Origin of the sequence: Bacillus tequilensis KCTC 13622 (genome assembly GCF_000507145.1) — a bacterium.
In the GTDB taxonomy this organism is placed as follows: domain Bacteria; phylum Bacillota; class Bacilli; order Bacillales; family Bacillaceae; genus Bacillus; species Bacillus tequilensis.
In genome coordinates, this window is sequence record NZ_AYTO01000008.1 from 1 (window position 1) to 12,917 (window position 12,917).

At 41.5% G+C, this 12,917-nt stretch carries 11 protein-coding genes; all 11 read left to right on the forward strand.

Annotation, left to right across the window (positions count from 1 at the left end; translation table 11 throughout):
* A partial coding sequence (locus tag V756_RS0103250) for a YvcA-related protein (RefSeq protein WP_024713397.1) occupies window positions 1-522 on the forward strand: 522 nt, incomplete at its 5' end.
* Between the two features lie 5 nt (window positions 523-527).
* On the forward strand, window positions 528-2,435 hold the full coding sequence (locus V756_RS0103255) for a DUF6792 domain-containing protein (protein ID WP_024713398.1): 1,908 nt from the start codon (window positions 528-530) through the stop codon (window positions 2,433-2,435).
* A gap of 14 nt (window positions 2,436-2,449) precedes the next feature.
* On the forward strand, window positions 2,450-2,809 hold the full coding sequence (locus V756_RS0103260; protein WP_024713399.1) for a hypothetical protein: 360 nt from the start codon (window positions 2,450-2,452) through the stop codon (window positions 2,807-2,809).
* A gap of 161 nt (window positions 2,810-2,970) precedes the next feature.
* Window positions 2,971-4,740 (forward strand): multidrug resistance ABC transporter ATP-binding protein/permease BmrA, encoded by a 1,770-nt coding sequence (gene bmrA / locus V756_RS0103265; RefSeq protein WP_024713400.1) that lies wholly within the window; start codon window positions 2,971-2,973, stop codon window positions 4,738-4,740.
* A gap of 125 nt (window positions 4,741-4,865) precedes the next feature.
* A complete protein-coding gene (locus tag V756_RS0103270; RefSeq protein ID WP_024713401.1) occupies window positions 4,866-6,320 on the forward strand; it encodes a tetratricopeptide repeat protein in 1,455 nt (484 codons plus the stop codon).
* 380 nt (window positions 6,321-6,700) lie between these two features.
* Complete coding sequence (cwlO, locus tag V756_RS0103275) at window positions 6,701-8,101, forward strand: peptidoglycan DL-endopeptidase CwlO (protein WP_024713402.1); 1,401 nt, start codon at window positions 6,701-6,703, stop codon at window positions 8,099-8,101.
* Window positions 8,102-8,323: 222 nt separating this feature from the next.
* Entirely contained in the window at window positions 8,324-9,274 is a 951-nt protein-coding gene (trxB, locus tag V756_RS0103280) for a thioredoxin-disulfide reductase (protein ID WP_024713403.1), read from the forward strand.
* Window positions 9,275-9,593: 319 nt separating this feature from the next.
* The gene (locus V756_RS0103285; protein ID WP_003235373.1) at window positions 9,594-10,061 is read left to right on the forward strand and encodes an 8-oxo-dGTP diphosphatase; all 468 of its coding nucleotides are present in this window, start codon (window positions 9,594-9,596) and stop codon (window positions 10,059-10,061) included.
* Window positions 10,062-10,085: 24 nt separating this feature from the next.
* Window positions 10,086-10,973, forward strand: a complete 888-nt coding sequence (rapZ, locus tag V756_RS0103290; RefSeq protein WP_024713404.1) for an RNase adapter RapZ — start codon at window positions 10,086-10,088, stop codon at window positions 10,971-10,973.
* Window position 10,974: 1 nt separating this feature from the next.
* A complete protein-coding gene (mgfK, locus tag V756_RS0103295; RefSeq protein ID WP_024713405.1) occupies window positions 10,975-11,928 on the forward strand; it encodes a gluconeogenesis morphogenetic factor in 954 nt (317 codons plus the stop codon).
* Window positions 11,929-11,950: 22 nt separating this feature from the next.
* A complete protein-coding gene (gene whiA, locus V756_RS0103300; RefSeq protein ID WP_024713406.1) occupies window positions 11,951-12,901 on the forward strand; it encodes a DNA-binding protein WhiA in 951 nt (316 codons plus the stop codon).
* Window positions 12,902-12,917: the final 16 nt, after the last annotated feature.

The window sequence follows — 12,917 nt, forward strand, 5'->3', positions numbered from 1 at the left end:
GAGGAGCCGGGGTATTATGTGCTGGAGTCTAAGCTGAAAGGATTTAGGATGTTGTTTCCGGAGGAAGCGAAGTACGTATCTAAATTTTCGAGTTTTGGAAAAAATGAGGAAACAATAATGTTTGATAGTTTTAATAAAAAAACTAACATTCAATATGATGGGCAATTGGATTATCATCGAGAAAAAAGTTTTGCGAATGACAAGGATACAATGCTGGACATTGTAAGCGGTAGAAATAGTTATAAAGGCAAATTCGAAGAAAGAGAGCTATCTGATAAAATTGTATATTCTGCTCAAAAGAAAAGTGTTTTTGATGATGTAGAGGGAAAGAATAATTTTTCTTATAGATTTTTTGGTTATGTCAAATCTACAAAAGAGGATTATCTGGGGATAGAGTATTCGTTTCGATTTGCCTGCTATAGTGATGAAGAGGCTTGTCCATTAAAGAAAGATGAAGCAAGAAAAAAAGTTCAAAAAATAATAGACTCTATTACCTTTTTAAAAGTTAAAAAGGAGAAATAGAGGAAATGGAAAATAAGAATATATTTGAAAATGAAAATGTAAAACTGCGTTTAATTAACTTAGAGTACGATTATAAAGAAAGATTTGCTTCGGATAAAGAAAGTGAAACAAAGAAAGCTAAATCAGATTTTGAAGCCGAGGTACGCCGAATATACAAAGAAGAAACACATCGAGATCTTCCGGAAAATGTGGAAATATATACATCTTATGAGCTTATTAAAAAAAATTCAAAAATAGATACTTCAATAAAAGATTCTGGATATGATGGTACAGCTATTTATATTAAGGATGAAAAACAACACATTAAACAGCTCCATATTATTTCAGAAGGTAGTGCTGATAATGAGGACTGGTCATACAATTTCTTTGGTCTCTTTTTAGGGATAGATGACAGCCAGTATCAAGCGACAAAAGAGTTTATAAGAAATGCAAAAAAAGAAACGAAGGATTCTAATGATTTAAAGACCTTTGCTATGGGTCACTCACTGGCTAATAATAATCAGGTGATGGTTCAATTAATTGATGGGGAATTTGACGAAGTTTATGGAGTTAACGGTGCTCAAATAAGCGTTGATCACCTATTGGCAACTGATTCGAATTTGAGAGATATAATAACGCGTAAATTTAAATTTAGAGATATAGAAGACATTGATTCTATCCCACCAGAAAAGCTAAAAAAAGAAATCCAAAAATATTATGAAGACAAAGGCGTAACAGCAAACATCACCCAGCGTATCTCCAAAGATGACCCGCTCTACGGAGCAAGCGGCAAGGCGGATTTTATTACATTCGGTGATGTGAATATGACTGATACAAACACAAGCGTAAAAGGCATCAGAAATATTATGGATGGGATCCCTGATGAAGATGTGAGATTGATTCAAACATTCCTCCAAAAATATAAGGATGACTATAAAAAAGACGGCTTGAACGGTTTTATAAAGGCAGCCAGCGGGATAGATATAGACCTGATTGAAGAAGTGAAAAACACAGACGGTGCTTTAAAGAAGGTGAGTGTCCTCTTTGAGAATTTTGATGATGTTAAGCAAATGTATGGCCGAATCAAGGAGGAACTGCCGTCGTTTTTAGGTTTTCTTCATACCCTATTGGGAAACAGCGGACCGGTCGTAGATCAATTAGCTGAAAATGGGTATATAGATGAATCGCAAAAGAAAGTGATCAAAAAAGAATTAACGAATATGAATGCGAGTATGCGAGGAATAGAATCACGGTATGAACATTTCATTGATCATCTAAAGCATGGTCAGTTTACACAAGCTCTAAAAGATGTTGGTGAAATAGTAGATTATGTAAAATCAATTTTGTCCTCTATAGATACACTCGACAAAGAAACAAAAGACGCCTTAAAACTCATCGTTGACGGCCACAGCATCGTTCAAATGCTGAACGCATTATCAAAGGAAAAGGGCTTCAGCTATAAAGGCTCTGATATTTTCTTTACAGGGAAGAGCGGCTCGGGAGAAACGATTCAAGTGAATATTTCTTCCGCTGTCAGAATCTATCAAAATGGTATGAAGATCGTTGAAGATATGGAAGATGCGATTTCTTCGTATCAGAAGGTTTACAGTCGGGAAATAGATGAAGACTTCATTGACAAAAAACAGGCGATCACCACGGCTATTCATCATATGGAAGAAAATCCTTCGCATTATGCCTTCGATCTTCAATTCCGGCTTGCAGCCGGTTTCAGCCACACATTCGATAAATTGGAGAAAATCTCAGTTCATGAATCGTTCCACACAGGTGCCCTCCCTGATAATGATGGAATTGTTGCTGAATTAAAAAAACAGACAACAGAAAAAAGAGATTTTATCAAAAACATCCGCGAGAGTATCGAAAAGCTGTTTGAAAAAGAAAAAATGATATCTCAGTTATTTGATTTTCAGCCTTAGGAGGAATGTGAAGAGTGACTTCCTTATTTTCAGAAAGTGAAACAGAAATTGTATCGACGACCTATATGTTTCTTACCCAAGACGAAATGAAGGAGAAAGCGGGCAGCCTCAATAAACCAATCAACGACATTCTCAGTCTGACAAAGAAATTTGAGTCTTCGTTAAAAGAAGAAATCAAAGGACAAAAAGGGTTGATTGTAAAAAAAATAAAAGAAGAGCTTGATTCAACAAGTGAAAAACGAAAAGCCGCCCTTCAAACCATAAAAGAAGAGCATATCGCAAAAGTTGACCGATACAAAATGATTATTGAAGACCTGCGACGGCAGGATGTGACATTGACTTACAGAAAAAAGAAGCCTGTTAAAGATGTGTAATATCAAAAATCTCCTATTCAAACAATGAGTGGGAGATTTTTATTTTCCTTACGGCAAAAACATACTGAAAAAGTCTCTCTCCATTGATATGATTAAGTAAGAGTAAAATCATCCTTTTGCTATGCTATTTAACCTGAACGCTGAAACAGGAGGAAAAATATATGCCAACCCAGCAACAAAAATCGAAAAGTAAATGGAAACCCTTTTTTGCATTAGTAAAGCAGACAAACCCTTCTTATGGCAAGCTTGCCTTTGCGCTGGTTCTCAGTATTGTGACCACACTGGTCAGCCTGCTGATTCCATTATTAACGAAGCAGCTTGTTGATGGATTTTCTATGTCTAATCTATCAAGCATGCAAATCGGTCTCATTGCGCTGGTTTTTTTCGTGCAGGCCGGTTTAAACGCTTATGCCACATATGCGCTTAACTATAACGGGCAAAAAATCATCTCTGGGCTGAGAGATTTATTATGGAAGAAATTAATTAAACTTCCTGTCTCTTATTTTGATACCAATGCTTCCGGAGAAACGATCAGCCGCGTTACGAATGATACGATGGTGGTCAAAGAGCTGATCACAACCCATATCAGCGGATTTATTACAGGCATCATTTCTGTCATTGGATCACTGACCATCTTATTTATTATGAACTGGAAGCTGACGTTGCTTGTGGTAGTAGTCGTTCCGCTGGCCGCTCTTATCTTAATGCCGATTGGCCGGAAGATGTTCGCCATTTCCCGGGAAACGCAGGATGAAACAGCTCGTTTTACAGGCCTGCTGAATCAAATTCTCCCAGAAATCAGGCTCGTTAAGGCTTCAAATGCGGAGGATGTCGAATATGGGCGCGGGAAGATGGGGATTTCTTCATTATTTAAACTGGGAGTTCGCGAAGCCAAGGTTCAGTCGCTTGTCGGTCCGCTTATTTCACTTGTATTAATGGCAGCGCTTGTGGCAGTCATCGGATATGGCGGTATGCAGGTGTCCTCAGGCGAGCTCACCGCAGGAGCCCTCGTCGCATTTATTTTATATTTGTTTCAAATTATTATGCCGATGGGCCAAATTACAACGTTCTTCACACAGCTGCAAAAATCAATCGGCGCAACAGAACGAATGATTGAGATTTTAGCAGAGGAAGAGGAGGACACAGTCACAGGTAAACAAATCGAAAACGCACATCAGCCTATACAGCTTGATCGTGTGTCATTTGGATATAAGCCTGGTCAGTTGATCTTGAAAGAGATCAGCGCCGTCATTGAAGCAGGGAAAGTAACAGCCATTGTCGGTCCGAGCGGCGGCGGGAAAACGACGCTGTTCAAATTGCTTGAACGTTTTTATTCTCCGACTGCAGGGACCATTCTGCTGGGGGACGAGCCGGTTGATACTTACTCGCTTGAATCATGGCGTGAGCACATCGGGTATGTGTCACAGGAAAGTCCGTTAATGTCAGGGACAATCCGAGAAAATATTTGCTACGGATTAGAACGAGATGTAACGGATGCCGAAGTAGAAAAAGCCGCAGAGATGGCATACGCGCTCAATTTTATCAAGGAGCTGCCGAACCAGCTTGATACAGAGGTGGGGGAACGCGGCATTATGCTGTCAGGCGGACAAAGGCAGAGAATCGCGATTGCGAGAGCGCTTCTTCGTGATCCGAGTATCCTTATGCTTGACGAAGCCACTTCAAGCCTTGACAGTCAATCTGAAAAATCAGTTCAGCAGGCGCTTGAGGTGCTGATGGAGGGCCGCACAACGATTGTTATTGCTCACCGCTTATCCACCGTCGTAGACGCAGACCAGCTTTTATTTGTTGAAAAAGGAGAAATTACCGGACGGGGCACACATCATGAATTAATGGCTTCCCATGATTTATATAGAGATTTTGCTGAACAGCAGCTGAAGATGAACGCTGATTTAGAAAACAAAGCCGGGTAAATTTTGGTCGAATCAGCCAGTAAAAAAGCGAAGAGATTTTTCCCAATCCTTCCTTTTGAACTATTGAGGGGCTGAAGATTTATGGTATACTACTGACGGTACATTGTATAAAACGGAGGGTAGTTGTGGGAAAACACACTTCTGAACATAAAAATCACGCACAAATTGTCCAACTGCTTCAAGATGGACAATATTTTTTTCATAAAGGCTTGAAAGCGTATAAAGAGCGCAATCTGAAACGGGCAAGCAAACTGATTCAGCGCGCGGTTCATTTGGAGCCGGAGGATTCAGAGATGCTTTCGCAGCTTGCGGTCATTTATTCGGAAATGGGCCAATATCAAGAGTCGAACGATCTTCTTGATTATATTATGGCAAATCTGGAGACCGAAATGCCGGAGTGCCATTACTTTAAAGCGAATAACTTCGCCCATCTGGGACTTTTTCAAGAAGCGTATAAAGAAGCGGCCGCTTATTTAGATGCGGATCCGGACGGTGAATTCGCTGATGAAAACGACAATCTGCTTGAATTGCTCGATTTAGGAGACGGCGGGACTGAAGATTCTTTATACGATCAAGATGAATTGCTGATGAAGCAGGATCGGGCAAAGTCGCTGCTGGAGAGCGGCCAGCTTGCTGAAGCGGTTGCGGCCTTTGAGGAGATCACAGCAGAATATCCGGAGCTTTGGTCAGCCTACAATAATCTGGCGCTTGCCTATTTCTATTCAGGCAACATTGTAAAAGCGAAGCAAACCGCTTATCAAGTGCTCAGTCATAATGAAGGCAACCTTCACGCCTTATGCAATCTTCTCGTTTTCTACTATTATGAAAGAGAAGATGAAAAAGTGGCGGAATTGAGCGATCAGCTTTCGAATGTTTATCCGATGCTATTGGAGCAGCGCTATAAACTGGGTGCTACTTTAGCACTTGTCGGCCGTTACGAGATCGGATATAAATGGCTCAAATCATTATATAAAACCGGCTTTGAAGGCGACGACACATTCTTTTACTGGCTCTCGTGCTCAGCTTATTTTACGGGACATACCGATTTTGCCGAGACGATCTGGAGAAAGGTCGAGTCGCAATATCCCGGAGAAGACCGCCCAGCGCCCTGGATTGAGCGAAGGGAAGCACTTCCCTCATCTGTGGAACAGCGTCTTGCAGCTTATTATATCAGCAGCACAAAGGGAGAAACGGAGCATCTTGAAGCGGTGATACGCTCCAAGAGAATTACTGCTCCTTTCGAAAATCATTTTGTGAAGCTGCTTTTGAATGGAGATTCCGCGGCTCCTGACGTATCAGAGGATGCGCTTTTCGCCTATCAAACCGTCAAATTATTGGAGCGGGCTGAAAAAGAAGAGATGAAAACAGAAGTCATGAGCTGCTGGGTGTTTCATGTCATCCAGCAAATCCGCGCAGCTGCTCCATTGAAAAATGAGAGGGGCTGGGCAGCGGCGATTTGCTATATTTGGAAAGAAGCTCACGGCAAACATGACACGAAAAAAGACACAGCGGCCCGATTCGGCATTTCTCCGGCCACTTTGACGAAATATATGAAATATATTGATGATATTCTAGAATAGAATATTTTGAAGAGTCGATTTGCAGAATCGACTCTTTTTTTATTTAGTAGATTATATTGATAAAATAATATCGACAGCTTTTTTGCTCGTTTAAGAAAAATGACAAATGGTGTGCGGCTTGACATCTGTTTGAAACACAAATGTAATAAAATTTATCGCTAATTTGTCGAAACTTGATGGTATAATGATTCTCGTACATAAGGAATTAGTGTTTTTTACATATGATGTGAAATAAACGCTATACAACCAGAATAAGAGATGCACAGAATAATTAACCATAAACAACCATCATTCCTCGTAGAGTATGAGGAACGAAACTTGATGTTCAAAATACGATTCCAAATGAGAACAGGTTCACAGTAAAAGGGAGGATATAAAAAGTGAGAAAGAGTTTAATTACACTTGGTTTGGCTTCCGTCATCGGGACAAGCAGTTTTTTGATCCCATTTACAAGTAAAACTGCATCGGCGGAAACATTAGATGAAAAGAAACAAAAAATCGAAAGCAAGCAATCTGAAGTTGCTTCCAGCATTGAAGCGAAGGAAAAAGAATTAACTGATCTTCAGGAAAATCAATCAAAGATTGAAAAAGAATTGAAAGACATTAACGCTAAGGCGCTTGATACAAGCAACAAGATCGAAGATAAAAAAGAAGAAAACGATAAAACAAAAGAAGAAATCAAAAAACTGAAAAAAGAGATTAAAGAAACAGAAGCCCGCATTGAAAAGCGTAACGAAATCCTGAAAAAACGCGTTCGTTCTTTACAGGAAAGCGGCGGATCTCAAGGATACATAGATGTTCTTTTAGGATCAACAAGCTTTGGTGATTTTATCTCTCGCGCGACTGCGGTTTCCTCTATTGTGGATGCAGACAAAGACTTAATCAAACAGCAAGAGCAGGATAAAGCGAAGTTAGAAGATTCTGAAGCGGATTTAAATGACAAGCTGAAAGAAGTTCAAGCTGCATTGGCTAAATTAGAAACAATGCAAAAAGACCTTGATAAACAGCTAGATGAAAAAGATAAGCTTTTCGACAAAGCAAAAGACAGCCAGAAGAAAACAGCTGCGGCGATTTCTGAATTGAAATCAGAAGCATCTGAACTTGCAAATCAAAAAGCAGATACGGAAGCTGAGCAAGCACGCATCAAAAAAGAACAAGAAGCTGCGGCTGCTTTAATCAAAAAGCAGGAAGAAGCTCAAAAAGCATCTGATGAAACGCAAACAGACGACAGCCAAACGGCTACAACTGAAACAGCAAAAGCCAGCTCATCTGATGATGATTCTTCAGATAACTCTTCTAGCGGTTCGTCTAACGGCTCATCTTCTAAGAAGCACAGCAGTTCAAACAGCAATTCAGGCGGCACTGTCATTAGCAACTCAGGCGGAATTGAAGGCGCGATCAGCGTTGGCTCAAGCATTGTAGGACAATCTCCGTACAAATTTGGCGGCGGACGCAGTCAGTCTGATATCGACAATCGTATTTTTGACTGCTCATCATTCGTACGCTGGGCATACGCTTCTGCAGGTGTGAACCTTGGACCTGTCGGCGGAACAACAACTGATACGTTAGTTGGCAGAGGACAAGCTGTCAGCCCATCAGATATGAAACGCGGAGACTTAGTCTTCTTTGACACATATAAAATAAACGGTCACGTTGGAATTTACCTAGGAAACGGTACTTTCCTAAACGACAATACATCTCACGGTGTATCTGTTGACTCAATGAACAACGTATATTGGAAAAAAGCATTTAAAGGCGTTGTAAGACGTGTTGTTCAATAATAAATAAGACAAGGGCCTTCTCTGAATAGAAGGCTCTTTCTTTATTAACATCTATACCCTTTTAACATACATTTAATCGTTAATAAGAAAAAAATGAGCAAAAAAATAGCGTATCACAGTCAGATTTTATAGGATATGGGTAAGGAATACGTTAGATGGGGATTCTTAATATATAATAAGGAAGATCCCAAACTTGAAAAGACGGTTTAAGGAGTGAATAGTGTGTCAGAAGAAAAAATTTATGACGTGATTATAATCGGCGCGGGTCCTGCTGGGATGACGGCCGCTGTATACACATCAAGAGCGAATTTATCGACATTAATGATTGAAAGAGGAATTCCTGGCGGACAAATGGCCAATACGGAAGATGTAGAAAACTATCCTGGATTCGAAAGCATTCTCGGACCTGAGCTGTCCAATAAAATGTTCGAACACGCGAAAAAATTCGGTGCTGAATACGCTTATGGCGATATTAAAGAAGTCGTTGACGGCAAAGAGTACAAAGTGGTCAAAGCCGGTTCAAAAGAATATAAAACGCGTGCTGTGATTATTGCCGCGGGTGCTGAGTATAAAAAAATCGGCGTACCTGGCGAAAAAGAATTGGGCGGCCGCGGTGTATCTTATTGTGCAGTATGTGACGGCGCTTTCTTTAAAGGAAAAGAGCTTGTCGTTGTCGGCGGCGGAGACTCCGCAGTTGAAGAAGGTGTGTATCTGACACGTTTCGCATCAAAAGTAACGATCGTTCACAGACGTGATAAACTCCGTGCGCAAAGCATTCTCCAAGCGAGAGCGTTCGATAATGAAAAAGTTGACTTCCTGTGGAACAAAACCGTGAAGGAAATTCATGAGGAAAACGGAAAAGTCGGTAACGTAACACTTGTCGATACGGTAACCGGTGAAGAAAGTGAATTCAAAACAGACGGCGTATTCATTTACGTTGGCATGCTTCCGCTGTCTAAACCGTTTGAAAACCTGGGCATTACGAATGAAGAAGGCTATATCGAAACAAACGACCGCATGGAAACGAAGGTTGAAGGTATTTTCGCTGCCGGAGATATTCGTGAAAAATCACTGCGCCAAATTGTAACGGCTACAGGAGACGGAAGTATTGCGGCACAAAGCGTACAGCATTATGTCGAAGAACTCCAAGAAACGCTGAAAACCTTAAAATAAAAAGGACTGTCATACGAGCTTCACATTACGTTACTGGGTTTTAATTCCGCTGTAACAGTTGTGTAATGCGTATAGGGTATGATTAATAAAGTAATTGACCCCCTTTTTATAATGAATACACTTTTTTGGCACGGATTCTCCAGTTATCCGTGTCCTTTTTTTGTCCAAAAAATAGAAGATACAGCAAATCATCTGAACTGATAGACGAATATGCTGTAAAATAGAAGAAAAGATTGTCAATGTCTCTTCGTTGTGGGAGGCATCTTGAAACGGTATAATAAAGAGACGATGACAGGACGAGAAGGTTAGGTGAACGTACTTGCAAAGAGTGACAAATTGTGTTCTTCAGACGGATGACAAAGTTCTTCTGCTTCAAAAGCCGAGACGCGGCTGGTGGGTCGCGCCGGGAGGCAAGATGGAGAGCGGAGAATCAGTCAGAGACTCCGTTATCAGAGAGTACAGAGAAGAGACTGGTATCTATATCATAAATCCTCAGTTAAAAGGCGTTTTTACCTTTATTATTAAAGACGGTGACCATATTGTCTCTGAGTGGATGATGTTTACGTTTGTCGCTGATTCTTATACAGGGCAAAATGTGTCAGAATCAGAGGAGGGCAAACTGCAATGGCACGATGTCAATGACATTCAAAACCTGCCTATGGCTCCGGGAGACGGCCATATCCTTGATTTTATGATGAAGGGACAAGGACTGCTGCACGGCACGTTTACGTATACACCGGATTTTGAGCTGCTCAGTTATCGATTGGATCCGCAGCATATCAAATAGAAAGACAAGTCAGGGGGGAGAAAGATGAGTGTGAGTGAATCACATGATATTCAGCTTGTCATTATAACAGGAATGTCGGGAGCGGGGAAAACTGTCGCCATTCAAAGCTTTGAAGATCTTGGTTATTTCTGTGTCGATAATCTACCGCCTTCATTGCTTCCGAAATTTTTAGAGCTGATGAAGGAATCAAATTCGAAAATGAGCAAGGTTGCGCTCGTGATGGATTTGCGCGGCCGTGAGTTTTTCGATCGGCTGATTGAAGCGCTGGATGAAATGGCGGAAAATCCGTGGATCACACCGCGAATTTTATTCTTGGACGCGAAGGATTCCATTCTCGTCACGAGATATAAAGAAACGAGACGTTCGCATCCGCTGGCAGTGACTGGTCTGCCGCTTGAAGGCATCGCGCTTGAACGTGAGCTGCTTGAGGAATTAAAAGGGCGCTCCCAAATCATTTATGATACATCAGACATGAAGCCGCGTGATTTACGCGAAAAAATCGTAAAGCACTTTGCGTCAAACCAAGGAGAAACATTTACCGTAAATGTCATGTCATTTGGCTTTAAATACGGTATCCCGATTGACGCAGACCTCGTCTTTGATGTCAGATTTTTGCCGAATCCTTACTATATTGAGAGCATGCGGCCGCTGACTGGAAAGGATGAGGAGGTTTCCTCTTACGTGATGAAGTGGAATGAAACGCAAAAGTTCAATGAAAAATTAATCGATCTGCTGAGCTTTATGCTTCCATCTTACAAAAGAGAAGGAAAAAGCCAGGTCGTCATTGCAATCGGCTGCACAGGGGGTCAGCACCGCTCTGTGACACTTGCCGAGAATTTAGCTGCTTATTTCAAAAAGGATTACTATACTCATGTTACTCACCGGGACATTGAAAAGAGAAGCCGGAAATAAGATGGAACAAAAACCGAAAATCGCGATCTTTGGCGGCGGTACGGGACTATCTGTATTGCTTCGGGGTTTAAAGCATAAACCAGTTGACATCACGGCAATAGTAACAGTTGCTGATGATGGGGGAAGCTCTGGCCGTCTGCGGAATGAACTGAAAATTCCGCCTCCCGGAGACATTAGAAATGTGCTTGCCGCTTTATCAGATGTGGAGCCGCTTGTTGAAGATCTCTTTCAGCACCGCTTCAATAAGGGGAATGACTTAACAGGACATTCTCTCGGGAATTTGATTTTGGCAGCGATGACAAATATAACCGGTGATTTTTTTCACGCTGTCACAGAAATGAGCAAGGTGCTGAATGTAAGAGGAAAGGTTTTGCCTGCTGCCAATACCAGCGTCGTATTGCATGCTGAGATGGAAGACGGCCGCGTGGTCTCAGGAGAGTCCACGATCCCGGCGTATGGACAGCGCATTAAGCGTGTTTTTCTTACGCCTGAACAGATTGATCCGCTGCCGGAAACGATAGACGTGATCAGGGAAGCGGATTTGATTATTATCGGTCCCGGAAGCCTCTATACAAGCATTCTTCCCAATTTGCTCGTCCCAAAAATCGGGGAAGAAGTGGTGAAGGCGCCGGCGAAAAAAGTATACATTTGCAATGTGATGACTCAGCCCGGAGAAACGCTCCATTACACTGCTGCTGATCATGTGAAAGCTCTCAATCAGCATATGGGCTGCGGTTTTATTGATACGATATTAGTGAACAGTGAAGACATTCCTGACGAAATAAAACGTAAGTACGAAATGGAATCAGCGCGTCCTGTTGATTTTGATATCCAAGAACTGAAAGCGATGGGGCTTGAAGTCATCAGAGATCAAATTGTAACGTATAAAAATGACGTAATTCGTCACGATACACATAAAGTGGCCTCTCTTCTTGTTGATTTACTGAAAGAATGAAGCCTTGAAATGAGGTGGCTATATGTCATTTGCATCGGAAACCAAAAAAGAATTAACGAATCTGGAAGTGAAAGACTGCTGCATTAAGGCCGAGCTGTCTGCGCTTATCCGGATGAATGGAGCTTTATCATTTTCAAACCGCCATCTCGTACTTGATGTTCAAACTGAAAACGCGGCGATTGCCCGCCGCATTTATACATTGCTGAAAAAACAATATGATGTGTCTGTCGAGCTGCTGGTCAGAAAGAAAATGCGGCTGAAAAAGAATAACGTCTATATTGTGCGTTTTTCAGAAAATGCAAAAGCGATCTTGGAGGATTTAAAAATACTCGGGGAAAATTTTGTGTTTGAACGAAGAATTTCGGAAGAGCTGGTCAAAAAGAGATGCTGCAAGCGTTCCTATATGAGAGGGGCATTTTTGGCGGGAGGTTCGGTCAATAATCCGGAAACCTCCTCGTATCATTTAGAAATCTTCTCTCTTTATAAGGAGCATAATGATTCATTATGCGACCTGTTAAATGGGTTTCAGCTAAACAGCAAAACGCTCGAGCGGAAAAAAGGCTATATCACCTATTTGAAAGAGGCAGAAAAGATTACTGAGTTTCTGAACGTGATCGGCGCCCACAATTCGCTTTTGCGATTTGAGGATGTCAGAATCGTCAGGGATATGAGAAATTCAGTCAACCGCCTCGTCAATTGTGAAACAGCCAACTTAAACAAAACGATCGGCGCTTCACTCAGACAGGTCGAGAATATTAAATACATCGATGAAAGAATCGGCTTGGACGCGCTTCCTGAAAAACTTCGGGAAATCGCGCAGCTGCGAATTGATTATCAGGAAGTGACGCTGAAAGAGCTGGGGGAAATGGTAGCAAGCGGGAAAATCAGCAAATCAGGGATCAATCACAGGCTCAGAAAACTTGACGAAATCGCAGAACAGCTGCGGACAGGGCAAACCGTCACTTTAAAATAACCGTAAAGAAAAGGGG

What these genes read in the sequence shown, in the direction of transcription:
- whiA (WP_024713406.1), top strand. Translation starts at nt 11,951, where the DNA reads ATGTCATTTGCATCGGAAACCAAAAAAGAATTAACGAATCTGGAAGTG.
- rapZ (WP_024713404.1), top strand. Translation starts at nt 10,086, where the DNA reads ATGAGTGTGAGTGAATCACATGATATTCAGCTTGTCATTATAACAGGA.
- bmrA (WP_024713400.1), top strand. Translation starts at nt 2,971, where the DNA reads ATGCCAACCCAGCAACAAAAATCGAAAAGTAAATGGAAACCCTTTTTT.
- V756_RS0103255 (WP_024713398.1), top strand. Translation starts at nt 528, where the DNA reads ATGGAAAATAAGAATATATTTGAAAATGAAAATGTAAAACTGCGTTTA.
- mgfK (WP_024713405.1), top strand. Translation starts at nt 10,975, where the DNA reads ATGGAACAAAAACCGAAAATCGCGATCTTTGGCGGCGGTACGGGACTA.